The sequence below is a fragment of the Pseudomonas sp. HLS-6 TE3448 genome (assembly GCF_053629555.1).
Window position 1 is genome coordinate 4,602,735 of record NZ_JBRJIO010000001.1, and the last position, 21,103, is coordinate 4,623,837.

Consider the following 21,103-nt stretch of genomic DNA (forward strand, 5'->3'; position numbering starts at 1 on the left):
GCCCCGACAAGACTGAGCTGTTACCGCAGCCCAGCCGTTTGACACTCGACTGATGCATCACCATCAACGCCCAGAACCCTCGACCTTCTGCTTATGGATGTGTCCAGGCGAAGCGCATTACCCTGCGCACCTCGAGATTCTGTGCACGCTCAGCAAAACAGAGAGTTAACCCGAATATGCCCACCCGATCCAAGATCATCTACACCTTCACCGACGAAGCCCCCGCCCTCGCCACCTACTCACTGCTGCCCATCGTCGAAGCCTTCACTGCTACCGCCGACATCGCGGTAGAAACCCGGGACATCTCTCTCGCCGGCCGCATCCTTTCTGCCTTCCCTGAACAGCTCGGCGCCGACAAGCAAGTGGCCGACCACCTGGCAGAACTGGGCAAACTGGCGACCACGCCAGAAGCCAACATCATCAAGTTGCCGAACATCAGCGCCTCGGTTCCACAACTGAAAGCCGCGATCAAGGAACTGCAAGCCAAAGGTTTCAACATTCCGGACTACCCGGAAACCCCGGCCACTGACGCCGAGAAAGAAACCCGTGCACGCTACGACCGCATCAAGGGCAGCGCCGTAAACCCGGTACTGCGCGAAGGCAACTCCGACCGCCGCGCACCGCTGTCGGTCAAGAACTATGCCCGCAAGCACCCGCACAAAATGGGCGCCTGGGCTGCAGACTCCAAGTCCCACGTTGCCCACATGAGCAACGGCGACTTCTACGGCAGCGAAAAAGCCGCGCTGATCGAAGCCGATGACAGCCTGCGCATCGAACTGCTGGACAAGAACGGCAACACCACCGTTCTGAAAGAGAAAACCTCGGTCAAGGCCGGCGAAATCATCGACTGCTCGGTCATGAGCCGCAAGGCACTGCGCAGCTTCATCGCCGCTGAAATCGAAGACGCCAAGGCCAAGGGCGTACTGCTGTCGGTTCACCTGAAGGCGACCATGATGAAGGTCTCCGACCCGATCATGTTCGGCCAGATCGTTGCCGAGTACTATCAGGACGCGCTGAACAAGCACGCTGACGTACTGGAACAGATCGGCTTCAACCTGAACAACGGTATCGGCGACCTGTACGCCCGTATCAAGGCGCTGCCTGCTGACAAGCAAGCCGAGATCGAAGCTGACATCCAGGCCGTCTACGCCGTTCGCCCGGCGCTGGCCATGGTCAACTCCGACAAGGGCATCACCAACCTGCACGTGCCAAGCGACGTGATCGTCGACGCTTCGATGCCGGCCATGATCCGTGACTCGGGCAAGATGTGGAACGCCGAAGGCCAGCTGCAAGACACCAAGGCCGTCATCCCGGATCGTTGCTACGCCACCATCTACCAGGCCGTTATCGAAGACTGCAAGAAACACGGCGCCTTCGACCCAACGACCATGGGCAGCGTACCGAACGTTGGCCTGATGGCACAGAAAGCCGAAGAGTACGGCTCTCACGACAAGACCTTCCAGCTCGCTGCCGACGGTGTTGTTCGCGTTGTAGACAGCAAAGGCAACCTGGTGCTGCAGCAGGACGTCGAAGCTGGCGATATCTTCCGCATGTGCCAAGCCAAAGACGCCCCGATCCAGGACTGGGTCAAACTGGCCGTCAACCGTGCTCGCGCCAGCAACACCCCAGCCATTTTCTGGCTCGACCCACAACGCGCCCATGACGGCGTGATGATCGAGAAAGTCCAGAAGTACCTGAAAGACCACGACACCACCGGCCTGGACATTCGTGTCCTGTCGCCAGTCGAGGCCATGAAGGTATCCCTGGAGCGTATCCGTGCAGGCAAGGACACCATCTCGGTGACCGGCAACGTACTGCGCGACTACCTGACCGACCTGTTCCCGATCATGGAGCTGGGCACCAGCGCCAAGATGCTGTCGATCGTTCCGCTGATGAACAACGGCGGCCTGTTCGAAACCGGCGCCGGCGGTTCGGCACCGAAGCACGTACAGCAACTGGTCGAAGAGAACTTCCTGCGCTGGGACTCGCTGGGTGAATTCCTGGCCCTGGCCGCTTCTCTGGAACACCTGAGCAACGCCTACGCCAACCCGAAAGCCAAGGTCCTGGCCAACACCCTGGACCAGGCAACCGGCAAGTTCCTGGACGACAACAAGTCGCCAGCGCGCAAGGTTGGTGGCATCGACAACCGCGGCAGCCACTTCTACCTGACCCTGTTCTGGGCCCAGGCACTGGCTGCACAAAACGACGACGCCGCACTGCAAGCGCGCTTTGCCCCACTGGCCAAGGCACTGACCGAGAACGAAGCGACCATCGTCGCCGAGCTCAACGCTGTCCAGGGCAAGCCAGCCGAAATCGGTGGTTACTACTACCCTGATGCCGAGCTGACCAGCAAAGTGATGCGCCCAAGCCAAACCTTCAACAGCGCGATTTCTGCACTGTAACGGTCGCTTGATGTAACACCAGAAACCCCGGCCACGCACCGGGGTTTCTGCTTTTCTGCAGAGGCGTGGCACCCGCGTCGCCGAGAACACCGGCCATGCGATCCACCTGCACAACACAGGACCTTGCACATGACCTGGCAACCCCACATCACCGTCGCCACCATTGTCGAAGACCAGGGCCGTTTCCTGCTGGTCGAAGAGTTCAAAGCCGGCAAGCACGTATTCAACCAGCCGGCAGGCCACCTGGAGGCCAACGAGTCGCTGGCCGAGGCAGCCCTGCGCGAAACGCTTGAGGAGACCGCCTGGGACGTAGAACTGACCGGCGTGGTCGGCATCTACCTCTACACCGCCCCCAGCAATGGCGTGACCTACCAGCGCGTCTGCTTCGCCGCCAAACCGCTACGGCACAATGCCGACCGCGCACTGGACAGCGACATCGTCCGCGCCGTGTGGCTGACACGCGAGGAACTGCTCGCCGACCCCGAGCGCTGGCGCAGCGAACTGGTACCTCGTTGCATTGACGACTTCCTCGCCGGCCCCCTGCACAGCCTGGCGGTGATCCGCGATTGAGCATGGTTTTCGCCTTGCCGCGCACAGCCTGTTAGAATCTTGTCCTTTTACCCGGATACGCAGCGATTCCTATGTCCACTCCAGCTCTCAAAGAACCCGAAAAGACGCGCGTGATCGTCGGCATGTCCGGCGGCGTGGACTCTTCCGTTTCCGCCCTTCTGCTGATGGAGCAGGGTTATCAGGTCGAAGGCCTGTTCATGAAGAACTGGGAAGAGGACGACGGTACCGAGTACTGCACCGCCCGCGAAGACCTGGCCGACGCACAAGCCGTGTGCGACCGCATCGGCATCAAACTGCACACCGCCAACTTCGCCGCCGAATACTGGGACAACGTGTTTGAGCACTTCCTGGCGGAATACAAGGCCGGACGCACGCCAAACCCGGACATCCTCTGCAACCGCGAAATCAAGTTCAAGGCGTTCCTCGACTACGCCCTGATGCTCGGTGCCGACCTGATCGCCACCGGCCACTACGTGCGCCGTCGCGACATTGACGGCCGCACCGAACTGCTCAAAGGCCTGGACCCGAACAAGGACCAGAGCTACTTCCTCCACGCCGTCGGCGGCGAGCAGATTGCCCGCACGCTGTTCCCGGTCGGCGAACTGGAAAAACCGGAAGTACGCGCCATCGCCGAAAAACATGGCCTGGCTACCGCAAAGAAAAAAGACTCCACCGGCATCTGCTTTATCGGTGAACGTCGCTTCAGCGATTTCCTCAAGCAGTACCTGCCCGCCCAGCCTGGCGAAATCCAGACCACTGAAGGCGACGTCATCGGCCGCCACCATGGCCTGATGTACCACACCATCGGGCAACGCCAGGGGCTGGGTATCGGCGGCCTGAAAGACGCAGGCGACGAGCCGTGGTACGTGCTGGAGAAAGACCTCGCCCGCAACGTGCTGGTAGTTGGCCAGGGCAATGAACACCCATGGCTGTTCTCCCGCGCCCTGCTCGCCTCGGAGATCTTCTGGGTCAACCCGATCGACCTGTCCAGCCCACGCCGCCTGACCGCGAAAGTGCGCTACCGCCAGAGCGACCAGGCCTGCACCCTGGAGCGCACCAACGACGGTTATCGGGCAGTATTTGAAGAACCTCAACGGGCGGTAACGCCCGGCCAGTCGGTGGTCTTCTATGATGGTGAGATCTGCTTGGGCGGCGGCGTGATCGAAGTAGCCGAGCCTTGGAGCCAGCGTTGATGAATACCACGCAAGAACAGCTGGTTGCACTGGGCGGCGTCTTTCAGGCTGCCGTACTGGTCGATCGAATTGCCCGTACCGGCCAGGTCAGCGAAGCCAACCTGAGCTGCATGCTCGGCAGCCTGTTGGTGCGCGACCCCAAGGACACCCTGGAAGTGTTCGGCGGCGATGACCTCAACCTGCGAGACGGCTACCGCGCCCTGGTCAGCGCCCTGGAGCGCGACCCCGCCAGCCTGCAGCGTGAACCACTGCGCTACGCGCTGTCGATGTTGGGCCTTGAGCGCCAACTGGCCAAACGTGGCGATATGCTTGAAGTCATCGGCAACCGCCTGCCACAAATCCAGTCCCAGGCCGATCATTTCGGCCTCGCGCACGAGAACGTCATAGCCTCCAGTGGCGCCCTGTATCAGGACACCCTGAGCACCCTGCGCCAACGCATTCAGGTACACGGTGACATGCGTCACCTGCAACAACCCAACAACGCCTCGAAGATCCGCGCCCTGCTGCTCGCCGGTATCCGCGCGGCGCGCCTCTGGCGCCAGCTCGGCGGCCATCGCTGGCAACTGGTGTTCAGCCGGCGCAAACTGCTCAAAGAGCTCTACCCGATGATGCGCGGCTAAACACCGCACAGGAGCCAGCCTTGCTGGCGATTCAAGCAACGCGAAACAGCGGATGGCTCGACCACACCATCGCTGGCAACGCCGGCTCCTGCAGACACCAAGCGCTTTACCTTTTGTCAGACCCCCGACCCGGGTGCATTTTTCATGTATGATATGCGCCCTTTTCGTTGCCCGACTGTCCGAGAACACCCCATGCAGCTCTCCTCGCTCACTGCGGTTTCCCCTGTTGACGGCCGCTACGCCGGCAAAACCCAGGCCCTGCGCCCTATTTTCAGCGAATACGGCCTGATCCGTTTCCGCGCCCTGGTTGAAGTTCGCTGGCTCCAGCGCCTGGCCGCTCACCCGCAAATCAGCGAAGTTCCGGCCTTCTCCGCCGAAGCCAACGCCCTGCTCAACGGCCTGGCCGATGAGTTCGCCCTCGAGCACGCCGAACGCGTGAAAGAGATCGAGCGCACCACCAACCACGACGTAAAAGCCATCGAATACCTGCTCAAGGAGCAGGCAGCCAAGCTGCCAGAGCTGGCCAAGGTCAGTGAGTTCATTCACTTCGCCTGCACCAGCGAGGACATCAACAACCTGTCCCACGGCCTGATGCTGCGCGCCGGCCGTGATGACGTGCTGCTGCCACTGATGCGCCAGATCGCCAACGCCATCCGTGAACTGGCCCACCGCTTCGCCGACGTACCAATGCTGTCGCGCACCCACGGTCAACCGGCTTCGCCGACCACCCTGGGCAAGGAACTGGCCAACGTCGTCTACCGCCTCGAGCGCCAGATCGCACAGGTTGCCGCTGTCCCGCTGCTGGGCAAGATCAACGGCGCCGTGGGCAACTACAACGCCCACCTGTCGGCTTACCCGCAAATCGACTGGGAAGCCAATGCCCGCGCCTTCATCGAAGACGAACTGGGCCTGGTGTTCAACCCGTACACCACCCAGATCGAACCGCACGACTACATTGCCGAGCTGTTCGACGCGATTGCCCGCTTCAACACCATCCTGATCGACTTCGATCGCGATATCTGGGGCTACATCTCGCTGGGCTACTTCAAGCAGCGCACCATCGCGGGTGAAATCGGTTCTTCGACCATGCCGCACAAGGTCAACCCGATCGACTTCGAAAACTCCGAAGGCAACCTCGGTATCGCCAACGCACTGTTCCAGCACCTGGCCAGCAAGTTGCCGATCTCGCGCTGGCAGCGCGACCTGACCGACTCCACCGTGCTGCGCAACCTGGGCGTTGGTTTCGCCCACAGCGTGATCGCCTACGAGGCCAGCCTGAAGGGCATCAGCAAGCTGGAAATCAACACCCAGCGCATCGCCGACGACCTGGACGCCTGCTGGGAAGTATTGGCCGAGCCAATTCAGACCGTGATGCGTCGCTACAACATCGAAAACCCTTACGAGAAGCTCAAGGAGCTGACTCGCGGCAAGGGCATCAGCCCGGAAGCACTCCTGACCTTCATCGACGGTCTGGACATGCCTGCCGAAGCGCGCGAAGAACTGAAGAAGCTGACTCCAGCGTCCTACATCGGTAACGCTGCAGCTCAAGCCAAACGCGTCTGATTATTGCCTTGCGCGTTAACGCCCGGCCAAGCCGGGCGTTTTTATTACCGAAAGAAAATTACTTTTTTTCAATAGGTTACACATGAATCCTGATACACCACTGCAGCTTCTGGGCGGCCTCACAGCCCGCGAATTCATGCGCGACTACTGGCAGAAAAAACCCCTGCTCGTCCGCCAGGCCTTCCCGGACTTTGAAAGCCCGATCGACGCCGACGAACTGGCCGGCCTCGCCCTGGAAGAGGAAGTCGAATCGCGCCTGATCCTCGAACATGGCGAACGCCCATGGGAAATGCGTCGCGGCCCATTCGAGGAAGACGCCTTCAGCCAGCTGCCAGCGCGTGACTGGACCCTGCTGGTACAAGCGGTCGACCAGTTCGTCCCTGAAGTGGGCGAGCTGCTGGAGCACTTCCGCTTCCTGCCAAGCTGGCGTATCGACGACGTGATGATCAGCTTCGCCGCCCCCGGTGGCAGCGTTGGTCCACACTTCGACAACTACGACGTGTTCCTGCTGCAAGGCCAAGGCAAGCGCAACTGGAAAATCGGCCAGGTCTGCGACAGCGACAGCCCGCTGATCGAGCACAGCGACCTGCGTATCCTCGCGGACTTCGAGCAGAGCGACGAGTGGACCCTGGAACCCGGCGACATGCTCTACCTGCCGCCGCGCCTGGCTCACTACGGCATCGCCGAAGACGACTGCATGACCTACTCGGTCGGCTTCCGCGCACCAAGCGCTGCAGAAGTGCTCACCCACTTCACCGACTTCCTCAGCCAGTTCCTGCCTGATGAAGACCGCTACAGCGACGCCGACGCCAAGCCGGTCAGCGATCCGCACCAGATCCAGCACGACGCCCTCGACCGCCTGAAGAACCTGCTGACCGAGCACATGGGCGACGAGCGCCTGCTGCTGACCTGGTTCGGCCAGTTCATGACCGAGCCACGCTATCCAGAGCTGGTCAGTGGCGAGCCGCTGAGCGAGGAAGAGCTGATCGACAGCCTCGAACAAGGCGCCATCCTGATCCGCAATCCAAGCGCCCGTCTGGCCTGGTCCGAAGTCGACGACAACCTGCTGCTGTTCGCCAGCGGCCAGAGCCGCCTGCTGCCGGGCGACCTGCGCGAAATGCTCAAGCTGATCTGTGCCGCCGACGCATTGCATGTTGAAAACCTTGGCGAGTGGCTAAGCCATGAAGATGGCCTTACCCTGCTCTGCGAACTGATCAAGCAAGGAAGCCTGGGGTTTGCCAATGAATAAGATCACGGTACGGGTTGCCGACTGGCAGAAAGACAACGCTGACATCCGTCGCATTCGTGAAGCCGTGTTCATCGCCGAACAGGCCGTACCGCCTGAGCTGGAATGGGACACTGACGATACCAGCGCGGTGCATTTCCTGGCCTACGAAGGTGATTTTGCAATCGGTACGGCACGCCTGCTGCCCAGCGGCCATATTGGCCGGGTGTCGGTCCTCAAGGACTGGCGCGGGCTGAAGGTCGGCGATGCTCTGATGCAAGCGGTGATCGTCGAAGCCCAGAACCGCGACCTGAAGCAGCAGATGCTCAGTGCCCAGGTTCACGCCACGCCGTTCTACGAGCGCCTGGGCTTCAAAGTGGTCAGCGAGGAGTTCCTCGAAGCCGGCATCCCGCACGTCGACATGGTGCGCGAGTCCAAAGAGCTGGCTTGACGGCCAATCCCCGGCAGGGCCAACGCCTCAAGAGCGGCGGCCTTGCCGGAGATGCTTTTCCACCACACAACTCCCACATCTGCCGCAAATTTGCCATCATGTCTTCTCCACCCGCGGAGATCATGGACATGCCGCTACGCCCCCTTCTCGCCTCACTACTGCTGTCCTTCAGCCTCAGCACCCTGGCCGCCACTGAAGTGTTGCCACTGAGCCACCGGACCAGCGCCGAAATCCTCCCCGCCGCACAGTCCTTTCTCGGCAAGGACGGCAGCGTCAGCGCCTTTGAAAACAAACTCATCGTCAAAGCCGCCCCCGACAAGATCGACGAGCTTCGCACCCTCCTTGAACAGCTCGATACCGCGCCACGGCGCCTGCTGATCAGCGTTGACAACAACGACAGCAACTTTCAGGACAATCGCGGCAACGCACGCGTCATTCGCTACGGCACAGCCAACCGCGAAGGCGGCCTGCAACAAGTTCAGGCCAGCGAAGGCGTACCGGCACTGATTCAGGTGGGCCAGAGCGTCCCGCTGACCACCACCCAGACCGACACCTATGGCCGCCTGCAAAGCCAGACGGAGTACCGCAATGTCACGCAAGGTTTCTACGTGACCGCAAGCGTCACCGGCCAGACCGTGCACCTGAACATCAGCACCAACAACGACCGGATGAGCCAGGAACGCCCCGATGTAGTGAACGTTCAAAGTACCGACACAAAAGTCACAGGAAAACTAGGGGAATGGATCACACTGGCTGGCAACAACCAGCAAAGCCAGTCGGAACGCAACACTCAGGCCTTCACTTACTCGACTCAACGCGGTGAAAACATGACGTTGCGGGTAAAAGTCGATGCATTGGACTGATCCCAGGGAAATCAAGGCCTCGACCAACGGCCTCGGAACTGACTGACGAGTCTTATTAGACCAAAGATGTAGTAACCACAAAAAAGCACTACAAAACATTTGACGGCCTCAAATCGCAGAGGCATGATGGCCCCGCTCCCGCTAATCAGAGGCCCTGGCAAGGGCCTTCGAGTCGCGCTCTAAACCTACCCAACTGAGCCGATTCGTGTCTGTACAGCCCACAAGGCGTTTGACGAGATTGCGACTGGAACGAAGTTGTCCCGAGGGACGGAAGCGCATCAAACGGTACACGGCCCATCAGGGATCGCAGCACGGCAACCACGAGCCAACCTGCAGTCACCAGAAGCGCCAACTACCTGCTCACTTCCCCCTTGAGCCTCACTCGTTCAACCGTCGCACATTTCGCCAAACACGACTGATCGCCAATGCTTCTGATCTGCGAGCAATCGGTGCTGCCCCTGTAAATGAACAGCGCAGCCGACAGAGCGAACATTTTTACCAAGACCTATGCGACGAGGTTTATTTTCATGGCACTGACACGCGAACAGCAAATTGCAGCCCTCGAAAAAGACTGGGCCGAAAACCCGCGCTGGAAAGGCGTGACCCGTACCTACACCGCTGCTGATGTTGTCCGTCTGCGTGGCTCGGTCCAGCCAGAGCACACCCTGGCCCGCATGGGTGCCGAGAAGCTGTGGAAACTGGTTACCCAAGGTGCCCACCCATCCTTCCGCCCCGAAAAAGATTTCGTCAACTGCATGGGCGCCCTGACCGGCGGCCAGGCAGTACAACAGGTCAAGGCCGGCATCCAGGCTATCTACCTGTCCGGCTGGCAAGTGGCTGCCGATAACAACTCGGCCGAGTCCATGTACCCAGACCAGTCGCTGTACCCAGTGGACTCGGTTCCAACTGTGGTCAAGCGCATCAACAACTCGTTCCGTCGTGCCGACCAGATCCAGTGGAAAGCCGGCAAGAACCCAGGCGATGACGGCTACATCGACTACTTCGCTCCGATCGTAGCGGACGCCGAAGCCGGTTTCGGTGGCGTACTGAACGCCTACGAACTGATGAAGAACATGATCGAAGCAGGCGCTGCTGGCGTTCACTTCGAAGACCAACTGGCCTCCGTGAAGAAATGCGGCCACATGGGCGGTAAAGTACTGGTTCCAACCCAGGAAGCCGTTCAGAAGCTGACCGCTGCTCGTCTGGCTGCCGACGTTGCCGGCGTACCGACCATCATTCTGGCCCGTACCGACGCTAACGCCGCCGACCTGCTGACCAGCGACTGCGACCCGTACGATCAGCCATTCGTGATCGGCGAACGCACTCAGGAAGGCTTCTACAAAGTACGCGCCGGCCTGGATCAAGCCATCGCTCGCGGCCTGGCCTACGCGCCGTACGCCGACCTGATCTGGTGTGAAACCGCCAAGCCAGACCTGGACGAAGCCCGTCGCTTCGCCGAAGCGATCAAGAAGGAATACCCGGACCAGATCCTGTCCTACAACTGCTCGCCTTCCTTCAACTGGAAGAAAAACCTGGACGACGCGACCATCGCCAAGTTCCAGCGCGAACTGTCGGCCATGGGTTACAAGCACCAGTTCATCACCCTGGCGGGTATCCACAACATGTGGCACAGCATGTTCAACCTGGCGCACGACTACGCCCGCAACGACATGACTGCCTACGTGAAGCTGCAGGAGCAAGAGTTCGCCGACGCGTCCAAAGGCTACACCTTCGTTGCTCACCAACAGGAAGTCGGCACCGGCTACTTCGACGACATGACCACCGTGATTCAGGGCGGCTCGTCTTCGGTAACCGCACTGACCGGCTCCACCGAAGAAGAGCAGTTCCACTGATCAATGATCAGTAGCTGATATTCGGGTAGCACTGAAAACCCGGGGCCTGTGATGGGGCTCCGGGTTTTTTGCGCCTACCATGAGGAGAGCCAGGGAGGCCCATCAGCGCCCCTACAGGTGCGCCTGGGATGGCTTCGGCGGAGTGGCCGTGAGTGCGCGGTGACTGCATCGCGGGCAAGCCCTGCTCCTACAGGGTGGACTGCCTCATGAGCCACCAACCAACGCACCGAAGCATTGATCCAAGGCGGCACAACCCAGGAAAAAAGCTGCTAAAAGGTAAACGCAGGAAATTATGGTCGCTGCACTCTAAGCAGGAACTTTTCAGACAACAGAAGACGCTAATACACAGCTACACCAAATGATATCAATTATCATTACCAATCTTGTCGTTCATTACACCAAGCAAGAAACATAATTAACAAAAGGTGAGGCAATGCCCAGCCTATGCGGCCTGCAGCGTGTTACGAAAGATTTTTGTTCTTAATCTAACGAATTAATTTGCTGCAGAAATTTTACTTGCACCCGCTTTACCCATAAAATCAGCCCGATAGATCCCGCTGCGACATATCGTCACTGCTCTACTTCTTTCAAGCTCAGAGACCCAAGCGCTCTGTTAAGGATTTTCAGCATGCCCGATTCGACAGGACTCATCGCCCACAACTGGGGCTTTGCCATTTTCCTTTTGGGTGTCGTCGGCCTGTGCGCCTTCATGCTCGGTCTGTCCAGCCTGCTCGGCAGCAAGGCCTGGGGCCGCAGCAAGAACGAACCCTTTGAATCCGGCATGCTGCCTACCGGCAGCGCACGCCTGCGCCTCTCGGCAAAATTCTATCTGGTCGCGATGCTGTTCGTGATCTTCGATATCGAAGCCCTCTTTCTCTTTGCATGGTCTGTGTCTGTTCGCGAAAGCGGCTGGACCGGATTCGTCGAAGCACTCGTTTTCATAGCAATTCTGTTGGCAGGTCTTGTCTACCTTTGGCGAGTAGGGGCGCTCGATTGGGCTCCCGTAGGTCGTCGCAAGCGGCAAGCGAAGCTGAAACAATGAGGCTTTGGCAATGCAATACAATCTCACCAGAATCGATCCGGATGCGCCTAACGAGCAGTACCCCATCGGAGAACGGGAAACCGTCTCCGATTCGCTGCTAGAGGACCAGGTCCACAAGAACATCTTCATGGGCAAACTTGAAGATGTGCTCAGTGGCGCGGTGAACTGGGGGCGTAAAAACTCCCTGTGGCCTTATAACTTCGGCCTCTCCTGCTGCTACGTGGAAATGACCACGGCCTTCACGGCGCCCCACGACATCGCCCGCTTCGGCGCCGAAGTCATCCGGGCATCACCGCGTCAGGCCGACTTCATGGTCGTCGCTGGCACCTGCTTCATCAAAATGGCGCCGATCATTCAGCGCCTGTACGAGCAGATGCTCGAACCCAAGTGGGTCATCTCCATGGGTTCGTGCGCGAACTCTGGCGGCATGTACGACATTTACTCGGTCGTTCAGGGGGTCGACAAGTTCCTCCCCGTGGATGTCTACGTGCCTGGCTGCCCGCCTCGCCCTGAAGCATTCCTGCAAGGCCTGATGTTGCTGCAGGAGTCGATTGGCCAGGAGCGTCGCCCTCTTTCCTGGGTTGTCGGTGATCAAGGCGTATACCGCGCCGAGATGCCGTCACAGAAAGAGCAGCGTCGTGAACAGCGCATCCAGGTCACCAACCTGCGCAGCCCCGACGAAGTCTGATCCAGCGACCTGCTGCCTGCTCTGCGGAACAGGCGGCCTGGCTTCATTCTCTACGTTGACCGAAAGCGACCGAGACCATGACAGCGGACACCGCTATTTACATCCCGCCTTACAAGGCTGACGACCAGGATGTGGTCGTCGAACTGAACAATCGTTTTGGCCCAGAGGCGTTCACCGCCCAGGAAACCCGCACCGGCATGCCAGTGCTGTGGGTGACCCGCGCCAAGCTGATCGAAGTACTGACGTTCCTGCGCAACCTGCCCAAACCGTATGTCATGCTCTATGACCTGCACGGTGTGGACGAGCGTCTGCGCACCCAGCGCCGTGGCTTGCCGGGCGCCGATTTCAGTGTGTTCTACCACCTGCTCTCGATCGAACGTAATAGTGACGTAATGATCAAGGTCGCCCTGTCTGAGAGCGACCTGAGCCTGCCAACCGTCACCGGTATCTGGCCGAACGCCAACTGGTACGAGCGTGAAGTCTGGGACATGTTCGGCATCAACTTTGCCGGCCACCCGCACCTGACCCGCATCATGATGCCGCCGACCTGGGAAGGTCACCCGCTGCGCAAGGACTTCCCTGCCCGCGCCACCGAGTTCGATCCGTACAGCCTGAACCTGGCCAAGCAACAGCTCGAGGAAGAAGCCGCCCGCTTCAACCCTGAAGCCTGGGGCATGAAGCGTTCCGGTGCCAACGAGGACTACATGTTCCTCAACCTGGGGCCGAACCACCCTTCGGCTCACGGTGCCTTCCGTATCGTCCTGCAGCTGGACGGCGAAGAGATCGTCGACTGCGTTCCGGACATCGGTTACCACCACCGTGGTGCCGAGAAGATGGCCGAGCGTCAGTCCTGGCACAGTTTCATTCCTTACACCGACCGTATCGACTACCTCGGCGGTGTGATGAACAACCTGCCGTATGTACTGGCCGTCGAGAAGCTGGCCGGTATCAAGGTGCCACAGAAGGTCGACGTCATCCGCATCATGATGGCCGAGTTCTTCCGGATCACCAGCCACCTGCTGTTCCTGGGTACCTACATCCAGGACGTCGGCGCCATGACCCCGGTGTTCTTCACCTTCACCGACCGCCAGCGCGCCTACACCGTGATCGAAGCGATCACCGGCTTCCGTCTGCACCCGGCCTGGTACCGCATCGGTGGCGTCGCCCACGACCTGCCACGTGGCTGGGACCGCCTGGTCAAGGACTTCGTCGAATGGCTGCCCAAGCGCCTGGACGAGTACGAGAAAGCCGCCCTGCAGAACAGTATCCTGCGCGGCCGTACCATCGGCGTTGCCCAGTACAACACCAAGGAAGCCCTGGAGTGGGGTGTCACCGGTGCTGGCCTGCGTTCCACCGGCCTGGACTTCGACCTGCGTAAAGCCCGCCCTTACTCGGGCTACGAGAACTTCGAGTTCGAAGTGCCGCTGGCTCACAATGGCGATGCCTACGACCGTTGCATGGTCCGCGTTGAAGAGATGCGCCAGAGTATCCGCATCATCGACCAGTGCATGCGCAACATGCCGGAAGGCCCGTACAAGGCGGATCACCCGCTGACCACGCCGCCACCGAAAGAGCGCACCCTGCAGCACATCGAAACCCTGATCACGCACTTCCTGCAAGTTTCGTGGGGCCCGGTCATGCCGGCCAACGAATCCTTCCAGATGATCGAAGCGACCAAGGGTATCAACAGTTACTACCTGACGAGCGATGGCGGCACCATGAGCTACCGCACCCGGATTCGTACCCCGAGCTACCCGCACCTGCAGCAGATCCCTTCGGTGATCCGCGGCAGCATGGTCGCGGACCTCATTGCGTACCTGGGCAGTATCGACTTCGTTATGGCTGACGTGGACCGCTAAGCATGAATAGCACGCTTATCCAAACCGACCGTTTCGCCCTGAGCGAAACCGAGCGCTCGGCCATCGAGCACGAGATGCATCACTACGAGGACCCGCGCGCGGCGTCCATCGAAGCCCTGAAGATCGTTCAGAAAGAACGTGGCTGGGTGCCTGACGGTGCGGTCTACGCCATCGGCGAGATCCTGGGCATTCCGGCCAGCGATGTCGAAGGCGTCGCAACCTTCTACAGCCAGATCTTCCGTCAGCCTGTCGGCCGGCACATCATCCGCGTCTGCGACAGCATGGTCTGCTACATCGGCGGCCACGAGTCGGTGGTCAGCCAGATCCAGAGCGAGCTGGGCATTGGCCTCGGCCAGACCACCCCGGACGGTCGCTTCACCCTGCTGCCGGTGTGCTGCCTGGGTAACTGCGACAAGGCCCCGGCGCTGATGATCGACGACGACACCTTCGGTGACGTACAGCCGGCTGGCGTCTCCAAACTGCTGGAGGGCTACGTATGACCCTTACCTCCTTCGGGCCTGCCAACCGCATTGCCCGCACCGCCGAGACCCACCCGCTGACCTGGCGTCTGCGCGATGACGGCCAGCCGGTGTGGCTCGACGAGTACCAGGCCAAGGACGGCTACGCTGCCGCCCGCAAGGCGCTGGGGCAAATGTCCCAGGACGACATCGTCCAGACCGTCAAGGACTCCGGCCTCAAGGGCCGTGGTGGTGCGGGCTTCCCGACCGGCGTCAAATGGGGCCTGATGCCCAAAGACGAATCCATGAACATCCGCTACCTGCTGTGCAACGCGGATGAAATGGAACCCAACACCTGGAAAGACCGCATGCTGATGGAGCAACTGCCCCATCTGCTGATCGAAGGCATGCTGATCAGCGCCCGCGCGCTGAAAGCCTACCGTGGCTATATCTTCCTGCGTGGCGAATACGTCACCGCAGCCGCGCACCTGAACCGTGCGGTCGAAGAAGCCAAGGCCGCCGGCCTGCTGGGCAAGAACATCCTCGGCAGCGGCTTCGACTTCGAGCTGTTCGTCCACACCGGTGCCGGTCGCTACATCTGCGGTGAAGAAACCGCGCTTATCAACTCCCTCGAAGGTCGCCGCGCCAACCCGCGCTCCAAGCCGCCCTTCCCTGCCACCGTTGGCGTGTGGGGCAAGCCTACCTGCGTGAACAACGTCGAGACGCTGTGCAACGTGCCGGCGATCGTCGGCAACGGCATCGACTGGTACAAATCGCTGGCCCGCGAAGGCAGCGAAGACCACGGCACCAAGCTGATGGGCTTCTCCGGCAAGGTGAAGAACCCTGGCCTGTGGGAACTGCCCTTCGGCGTCAGCGCTCGCGAACTGTTCGAAGACTATGCCGGTGGCATGCGCGACGGCTTCAAGCTCAAGTGCTGGCAGCCTGGTGGTGCCGGTACCGGTTTCCTGCTGCCAGAGCACCTGGACGCACAAATGTACGCCGGTGGCATCGCCAAGGTTGGCACCCGTATGGGTACTGGCCTGGCCATGGCCGTGGACGACAGCGTCAACATGGTCTCGCTGCTGCGCAACATGGAAGAGTTCTTTGCCCGTGAATCCTGTGGTTTCTGCACCCCGTGCCGCGATGGCCTGCCATGGAGCGTCAAGCTCCTGCGCGCCCTCGAGAAAGGCCAGGGCCAGCAGGGCGACATCGAGACCCTGCTGGGTCTGGTCGGTTTCCTCGGCCCAGGCAAGACCTTCTGTGCGCACGCACCGGGTGCCGTGGAGCCATTGGGCAGCGCGATCAAATATTTCCGCCCGGAATTCGAGGCTGGCATTGCTGCGAACGCAGGCGTGCGCCCGGACCTGGCGAAGCCGATTGTCGTCGGCGCATAACGAATAGAACGCGGGTGGTCCGTGCCACCCGCTGCTTGCACAGCTCGCCCGGGTCCGCCTGTCGCGGGCTGCAAGCACACAGTTTTCCATTAGCCACGCCCGCAGACGCGGGCCAACGAAGAACTTTGAACCATGGCCACTATCCACGTAGACGGCAAAGAGCTCGAAGTCAACGGCGCAGACAACCTGTTACAGGCGTGTCTGTCGCTCGGCCTCGACATTCCTTATTTCTGCTGGCACCCGGCGCTCGGTAGCGTCGGTGCTTGCCGCCAGTGCGCGGTCAAGCAGTACACCGACGAAAACGACAAGCGTGGTCGTATCGTCATGTCCTGCATGACTCCCGCCACCGATGGCAGCTGGATCTCCATTGACGACGAAGAAGCCAAGGTGTTCCGCGCCAGCGTCGTCGAATGGCTGATGACCAACCACCCACACGACTGCCCGGTCTGTGAGGAAGGCGGTCACTGCCACCTGCAAGACATGACGGTAATGACCGGCCACAACGAGCGCCGCTACCGTTTCACCAAGCGTACCCACCAGAACCAGGAACTCGGCCCGTTCATCGCTCACGAGATGAACCGCTGCATCGCCTGCTACCGTTGCGTGCGTTACTACAAGGACTACGCAGGCGGTACTGACCTGGGCGTTTTCGGTGCCCACGACAACGTCTACTTCGGCCGCGTCGAAGACGGTGCCCTGGAGAGCGAATTCTCCGGCAACCTGACCGAGGTCTGCCCGACCGGCGTGTTCACCGACAAGACGCACTCCGAGCGCTACAACCGCAAATGGGACATGCAGTTCGCCCCGAGCATCTGCCATGGCTGCTCCAGCGGTTGCAACATCAGCCCGGGTGAGCGTTATGGCGAACTGCGCCGTATCGAGAACCGTTTCAACGGTTCCGTTAACCAGTACTTCCTGTGCGACCGTGGCCGCTTCGGCTATGGCTACGTCAACCGTGAAGACCGCCCACGCCAGCCGCTGCTCGCCAATGGCCAGAAACTGAGCCTGGACGCCGCCCTCGATCAAGCGGCCGATATGCTGCGTGGTCGCAACATCGTCGGTATCGGCTCGCCACGCGCCAGCCTGGAAAGCAACTACGGCCTGCGCGAACTGGTCGGTGCCGAACACTTCTACTCGGGTATGGAAGCCGCTGAACTTGAGCAGGTGCGCCTGGTTCTGCAGGTGCTGAACGACAGCCCGCTGCCGGTGCCAACCCTGCGCGAGATGGAAGACCACGATGCCGTGTTCGTCCTCGGTGAAGACCTGACCCAAACAGCTGCCCGCGTTGCCCTGGCCCTGCGCCAGTCGGTCAAGGGCAAGGCCGAGGCCATGGCCGACGCCATGCGTGTTCAGCCTTGGCTCGACGCTGCGGTGAAAAACATCGGCCAACACGCCATGTACCCGCTGTTCATCGCCAGCCTGGCCGAAACCAAGCTCGATGACGTCGCCGAAGAATGCGTACACGCGTCCCCGGATGACCTGGCTCGCCTCGGTTTCGCCGTCGCCCACGCCATCGACCCAAGCGCCCCTGCCGTTGAAGGCCTGGACGCCGAAGCCCTGGCCCTGGCCAAGCGCATCGCCGATGCCCTGGTCGCTGCCAACCGCCCATTGGTCGTTGCCGGTACTTCGCTGGGCTCCAAGGCCCTGATCGAAGCCGCCGCCAACATCGCCAAGGCGCTGAAGCTGCGCGAGAAGAATGGTTCCCTGAGCCTGGTCGTCCCTGAAGCCAACAGCCTCGGGCTTGCCATGCTCGGCGGTGACTCGGCCGATGCCGCGCTGGATGCCGTGATTTCCGGCAAAGCCGACGCCATCGTCGTACTGGAAAACGACCTGTACAGCCGCCTGCCAGCGGCCAAGGTCGATGCTGCGCTGGCGGCCGCCAAGGTTGTCATCGTTGCGGACCACCAGAAGACTCCGACCACTGACCGCGCCCACCTGGTGCTGCCTGCGGCTACCTTCGCTGAAGGCGACGGTACCCTGGTCAGCCTCGAAGGCCGCGCCCAGCGTTTCTTCCAGGTGTTCGATCCGACCTACATGGACGCTTCGATCCTGGTTCACGAAGGCTGGCGCTGGATGCACGCCCTGCGCTCGACCCTGCTGAACAAGCCGGTGGACTGGACCCAACTGGACCATGTCACCAGCGCCTGCGCAACAGCGGCCCCGCAACTGGCGGGCATCGTCAACGCGGCACCGTCGGCGGCATTCCGTATCAAAGGCCTGAAACTGGCCCGCGAGCCGCTGCGCTACTCCGGTCGTACCGCCATGCGCGCCAACATCAGCGTACACGAGCCGCGTACTCCACAAGACCAGGACACCGCATTCGCCTTCTCCATGGAAGGTTATTCGGGTTCGGTTGAACCGCGTCAGCAAGTGCCATTTGCCTGGTCGCCGGGCTGGAACTCGCCACAAGCCTGGAACAAGTTCCAGGACGAAGTCGGTGGTCACCTGCGCGCTGGCGATCCGGGCACCCGCCTGATCGAAAGCCAGGGCGACAAGCTGAACTGGTTCGCCAACATTCCTGGCGCCTTCGCACCGGCTCGTGGTACCTGGCAAGCGGTGCCGTTCTATCACCTGTTCGGCAGTGAAGAGAACTCTTCGCGCGCAGCACCGGTGCAAGAGCGTATCCCGCAAGCCTACGTCGCCCTGGCCAAGTCCGAAGCCGACCGCCTGGGTGTCAACGACGGCGCCATGCTCAGCCTGAACGTCGCCGGCCAGACCCTGCGTCTGCCGCTGCGTATCAATGAGGAACTGGGCGCTGGCCTGGTTGCCCTGCCGAAAGGCCTGGCCGGTATCCCGCCAGCCATCTTCGGTCACACCGTCGAAGGCCTGCAGGAGGCAGCACAATGACCTGGTTCACCCCTGAAGTGATCGATGTGATCATCACCGTCGTCAAGGCCATCGTGGTCTTGCTGGCCGTGGTGGTCTGCGGCGCGCTGCTCAGCTTCGTCGAGCGGCGCCTGCTGGGCTGGTGGCAGGACCGTTACGGTCCGAACCGCGTCGGCCCATTCGGCATGTTCCAGATCGCTGCCGACATGCTGAAGATGTTCTTCAAGGAGGACTGGAACCCACCCTTCGTCGACAAGGTGATCTTCACCCTGGCGCCGGTCGTGGCCATGAGTGCTCTGCTGATTGCCTTCGCGATCATCCCGATCACCCCGACCTGGGGTGTCGCGGACCTGAACATCGGCCTGCTGTTCTTCTTCGCCATGGCCGGCCTGTCGGTCTACGCCGTACTGTTCGCCGGTTGGTCGTCGAACAACAAGTACGCACTGCTCGGCAGCCTGCGGGCTTCGGCCCAGACCGTTTCGTACGAAGTGTTCATGGGCCTGGCGCTGATGGGCATCGTGGCGCAGGTTGGCTCGTTCAACATGCGCGACATCGTCGACTACCAGGCGCAGAACCTGTGGTTCATCATTCCGCAGTTCTTTGGCTTCTGCACCTTCTTCATCGCCGGCGTTGCCGTGACTCACCGTCACCCCTTCGACCAGCCGGAAGCGGAACAGGAACTGGCCGACGGTTACCACATTGAATATGCCGGTATGAAATGGGGCATGTTCTTCGTCGGTGAGTACATCGGCATCATCCTGATCTCGGCACTGCTGGTAACGCTGTTCTTCGGTGGCTGGCACGGCCCGTTCGGCATCCTGCCGCAACTGCCGTTCCTCTGGTTTGCCCTGAAGACCGCGTTCTTCATCATGCTGTTCATCCTGCTGCGCGCCTCGATCCCGCGCCCGCGCTATGACCAGGTGATGGACTTCAGCTGGAAGTTCTGCCTGCCGCTGACCCTGATCAACCTGCTGGTGACCGCCGCGCTCGTGTTGTTGAACACGCCGGCCGGCGCGGTTCAGTGAGGATATAGAGCATGAAGTACATTTTTGACATCATCAAAGGCACCTACACCCAGCTGCGCAGCCTGGTGATGGTGTTCTCCCACGGGTTCCGCAAACGCGACACCCTGCAGTACCCGGAAGAGCCGGTCTACCTGCCACCGCGCTACCGTGGTCGCATCGTCCTGACCCGCGACCCCGATGGTGAAGAGCGCTGTGTAGCGTGCAACCTGTGTGCCGTGGCCTGCCCGGTCGGTTGCATCTCGCTGCAGAAAGCCGAAACCGACGACGGTCGCTGGTACCCCGAGTTCTTCCGCATCAACTTCTCGCGCTGCATTTTCTGTGGCCTCTGCGAGGAAGCCTGCCCGACCACCGCGATCCAGCTGACGCCGGATTTCGAAATGGCCGAGTTCAAACGTCAGGACCTGGTGTACGAGAAAGAAGATCTGCTGATCTCCGGCCCCGGCAAGAACCCTGATTACAACTTCTACCGTGTTGCAGGTATGGCGGTTGCCGGCAAGCCGAAAGGCGCTGCGCAGAACGAAGCCGAGCCGATCAACGTGAAGAGCTTGCTCCCTTAAGGAAGAAAGATGGAATTCGCTTTCTATTTCGCATCCGGTGTCGCTGTGGTGTCCACCCTTCGGGTGATCACCAACACCAACCCGGTACACGCCCTGCTCTACCTGATCATTTCGCTGATCTCCGTGGCGATGACCTTCTTCGCCCTCGGCGCGCCGTTTGCCGGCGTACTGGAAGTGATCGCCTACGCTGGCGCCATCATGGTGCTGTTCGTCTTCGTGGTGATGATGCTCAACCTGGGGCCGGCTTCGGTTCGCCAGGAGCGCGACTGGCTCAAGCCCGGTATCTGGGCGGGGCCGGTGTTCCTCGGCGCCCTGCTGCTGCTGGAACTGCTCTATGTGCTGTTCGGCAATCAAAGCGGTGTTGGCATCGGCCACACCACTGTCGATGCCAAGGCCGTCGGCATCAGCCTGTTCGGCCCTTACCTGCTGGTGGTGGAACTGGCCTCGATGCTGCTGCTCGCTGCAGCGGTAACGGCATTCCACCTCGGCCGCAACGAGGCGAAGGAGTAACGAC

18 protein-coding genes are annotated in these 21,103 nt (G+C 60.9%); all 18 read left to right on the plus strand.

Annotated elements, in window-relative coordinates; translation table 11 throughout:
• Positions 1-176: 176 nt before the first annotated feature.
• Positions 177-2,402 carry an NADP-dependent isocitrate dehydrogenase gene (locus tag AB7M23_RS21145; RefSeq protein WP_065758549.1) on the plus strand — a complete coding sequence of 742 codons (2,226 nt, stop codon included), beginning with the start codon at positions 177-179 and terminating at the stop codon, positions 2,400-2,402.
• Between the two features lie 129 nt (positions 2,403-2,531).
• Positions 2,532-2,972, plus strand: coding sequence for an NUDIX hydrolase (locus AB7M23_RS21150; protein ID WP_065758548.1), 441 nt, complete (start codon positions 2,532-2,534; stop codon positions 2,970-2,972).
• A 71-nt stretch (positions 2,973-3,043) separates the two neighbouring features.
• Positions 3,044-4,165: a tRNA 2-thiouridine(34) synthase MnmA gene (gene mnmA / locus AB7M23_RS21155; protein ID WP_065758547.1), complete on the plus strand. Its 1,122-nt coding sequence runs from the start codon at positions 3,044-3,046 to the stop codon at positions 4,163-4,165.
• Complete coding sequence (hflD, locus tag AB7M23_RS21160; protein WP_065758546.1) at positions 4,165-4,785, plus strand: high frequency lysogenization protein HflD; 621 nt, start codon at positions 4,165-4,167, stop codon at positions 4,783-4,785. The genes mnmA and hflD overlap by 1 nt, the downstream gene beginning before the upstream one ends.
• Before the next feature lie 192 nt (positions 4,786-4,977).
• Positions 4,978-6,348 (plus strand): adenylosuccinate lyase, encoded by a 1,371-nt coding sequence (purB, locus tag AB7M23_RS21165; protein ID WP_065758545.1) that lies wholly within the window; start codon positions 4,978-4,980, stop codon positions 6,346-6,348.
• Between the two features lie 82 nt (positions 6,349-6,430).
• The gene (locus AB7M23_RS21170; RefSeq protein ID WP_065758544.1) at positions 6,431-7,597 is read left to right on the plus strand and encodes a ribosomal protein uL16 3-hydroxylase; all 1,167 of its coding nucleotides are present in this window, start codon (positions 6,431-6,433) and stop codon (positions 7,595-7,597) included.
• Complete coding sequence (locus AB7M23_RS21175; protein ID WP_065758543.1) at positions 7,590-8,024, plus strand: GNAT family N-acetyltransferase; 435 nt, start codon at positions 7,590-7,592, stop codon at positions 8,022-8,024. The genes AB7M23_RS21170 and AB7M23_RS21175 overlap by 8 nt, the downstream gene beginning before the upstream one ends.
• A gap of 128 nt (positions 8,025-8,152) precedes the next feature.
• A complete protein-coding gene (locus AB7M23_RS21180; protein ID WP_102053083.1) occupies positions 8,153-8,887 on the plus strand; it encodes a secretin N-terminal domain-containing protein in 735 nt (244 codons plus the stop codon).
• Positions 8,888-9,414: 527 nt separating this feature from the next.
• Entirely contained in the window at positions 9,415-10,740 is a 1,326-nt protein-coding gene (aceA, locus tag AB7M23_RS21185) for an isocitrate lyase (RefSeq protein ID WP_409278518.1), read from the plus strand.
• Positions 10,741-11,368: 628 nt separating this feature from the next.
• Positions 11,369-11,782, plus strand: coding sequence for an NADH-quinone oxidoreductase subunit A (locus AB7M23_RS21190; RefSeq protein ID WP_065758541.1), 414 nt, complete (start codon positions 11,369-11,371; stop codon positions 11,780-11,782).
• Positions 11,783-11,792: 10 nt separating this feature from the next.
• On the plus strand, positions 11,793-12,470 hold the full coding sequence (locus AB7M23_RS21195) for an NADH-quinone oxidoreductase subunit B (RefSeq protein ID WP_065758540.1): 678 nt from the start codon (positions 11,793-11,795) through the stop codon (positions 12,468-12,470).
• A gap of 77 nt (positions 12,471-12,547) precedes the next feature.
• Complete coding sequence (gene nuoC, locus AB7M23_RS21200) at positions 12,548-14,329, plus strand: NADH-quinone oxidoreductase subunit C/D (RefSeq protein WP_099775292.1); 1,782 nt, start codon at positions 12,548-12,550, stop codon at positions 14,327-14,329.
• Positions 14,330-14,331: 2 nt separating this feature from the next.
• Positions 14,332-14,829, plus strand: a complete 498-nt coding sequence (nuoE, locus tag AB7M23_RS21205; RefSeq protein ID WP_065758538.1) for an NADH-quinone oxidoreductase subunit NuoE — start codon at positions 14,332-14,334, stop codon at positions 14,827-14,829.
• Positions 14,826-16,181, plus strand: coding sequence for an NADH-quinone oxidoreductase subunit NuoF (gene nuoF / locus AB7M23_RS21210; RefSeq protein ID WP_454241952.1), 1,356 nt, complete (start codon positions 14,826-14,828; stop codon positions 16,179-16,181). The genes nuoE and nuoF overlap by 4 nt, the downstream gene beginning before the upstream one ends.
• A 132-nt stretch (positions 16,182-16,313) precedes the next feature.
• Positions 16,314-19,028 carry an NADH-quinone oxidoreductase subunit NuoG gene (gene nuoG, locus AB7M23_RS21215; RefSeq protein WP_454241953.1) on the plus strand — a complete coding sequence of 905 codons (2,715 nt, stop codon included), beginning with the start codon at positions 16,314-16,316 and terminating at the stop codon, positions 19,026-19,028.
• The gene (gene nuoH, locus AB7M23_RS21220) at positions 19,025-20,032 is read left to right on the plus strand and encodes an NADH-quinone oxidoreductase subunit NuoH (RefSeq protein ID WP_065758535.1); all 1,008 of its coding nucleotides are present in this window, start codon (positions 19,025-19,027) and stop codon (positions 20,030-20,032) included. Before nuoG ends, nuoH begins: the two co-directional genes overlap by 4 nt.
• 11 nt (positions 20,033-20,043) lie before the next feature.
• Positions 20,044-20,589, plus strand: coding sequence for an NADH-quinone oxidoreductase subunit NuoI (gene nuoI, locus AB7M23_RS21225; RefSeq protein ID WP_065758534.1), 546 nt, complete (start codon positions 20,044-20,046; stop codon positions 20,587-20,589).
• A gap of 9 nt (positions 20,590-20,598) precedes the next feature.
• Positions 20,599-21,099: an NADH-quinone oxidoreductase subunit J gene (gene nuoJ / locus AB7M23_RS21230; protein ID WP_065758533.1), complete on the plus strand. Its 501-nt coding sequence runs from the start codon at positions 20,599-20,601 to the stop codon at positions 21,097-21,099.
• Positions 21,100-21,103: the final 4 nt, after the last annotated feature.

What these genes read in the sequence shown, in the direction of transcription:
- AB7M23_RS21150 (WP_065758548.1), top strand. Translation starts at nt 2,532, where the DNA reads ATGACCTGGCAACCCCACATCACCGTCGCCACCATTGTCGAAGACCAG.
- mnmA (WP_065758547.1), top strand. Translation starts at nt 3,044, where the DNA reads ATGTCCACTCCAGCTCTCAAAGAACCCGAAAAGACGCGCGTGATCGTC.
- nuoH (WP_065758535.1), top strand. Translation starts at nt 19,025, where the DNA reads ATGACCTGGTTCACCCCTGAAGTGATCGATGTGATCATCACCGTCGTC.
- AB7M23_RS21180 (WP_102053083.1), top strand. Translation starts at nt 8,153, where the DNA reads ATGCCGCTACGCCCCCTTCTCGCCTCACTACTGCTGTCCTTCAGCCTC.
- AB7M23_RS21145 (WP_065758549.1), top strand. Translation starts at nt 177, where the DNA reads ATGCCCACCCGATCCAAGATCATCTACACCTTCACCGACGAAGCCCCC.
- nuoC (WP_099775292.1), top strand. Translation starts at nt 12,548, where the DNA reads ATGACAGCGGACACCGCTATTTACATCCCGCCTTACAAGGCTGACGAC.
- nuoJ (WP_065758533.1), top strand. Translation starts at nt 20,599, where the DNA reads ATGGAATTCGCTTTCTATTTCGCATCCGGTGTCGCTGTGGTGTCCACC.
- purB (WP_065758545.1), top strand. Translation starts at nt 4,978, where the DNA reads ATGCAGCTCTCCTCGCTCACTGCGGTTTCCCCTGTTGACGGCCGCTAC.
- hflD (WP_065758546.1), top strand. Translation starts at nt 4,165, where the DNA reads ATGAATACCACGCAAGAACAGCTGGTTGCACTGGGCGGCGTCTTTCAG.
- nuoG (WP_454241953.1), top strand. Translation starts at nt 16,314, where the DNA reads ATGGCCACTATCCACGTAGACGGCAAAGAGCTCGAAGTCAACGGCGCA.
- nuoF (WP_454241952.1), top strand. Translation starts at nt 14,826, where the DNA reads ATGACCCTTACCTCCTTCGGGCCTGCCAACCGCATTGCCCGCACCGCC.
- AB7M23_RS21170 (WP_065758544.1), top strand. Translation starts at nt 6,431, where the DNA reads ATGAATCCTGATACACCACTGCAGCTTCTGGGCGGCCTCACAGCCCGC.
- aceA (WP_409278518.1), top strand. Translation starts at nt 9,415, where the DNA reads ATGGCACTGACACGCGAACAGCAAATTGCAGCCCTCGAAAAAGACTGG.
- AB7M23_RS21190 (WP_065758541.1), top strand. Translation starts at nt 11,369, where the DNA reads ATGCCCGATTCGACAGGACTCATCGCCCACAACTGGGGCTTTGCCATT.
- AB7M23_RS21175 (WP_065758543.1), top strand. Translation starts at nt 7,590, where the DNA reads ATGAATAAGATCACGGTACGGGTTGCCGACTGGCAGAAAGACAACGCT.
- AB7M23_RS21195 (WP_065758540.1), top strand. Translation starts at nt 11,793, where the DNA reads ATGCAATACAATCTCACCAGAATCGATCCGGATGCGCCTAACGAGCAG.
- nuoI (WP_065758534.1), top strand. Translation starts at nt 20,044, where the DNA reads ATGAAGTACATTTTTGACATCATCAAAGGCACCTACACCCAGCTGCGC.
- nuoE (WP_065758538.1), top strand. Translation starts at nt 14,332, where the DNA reads ATGAATAGCACGCTTATCCAAACCGACCGTTTCGCCCTGAGCGAAACC.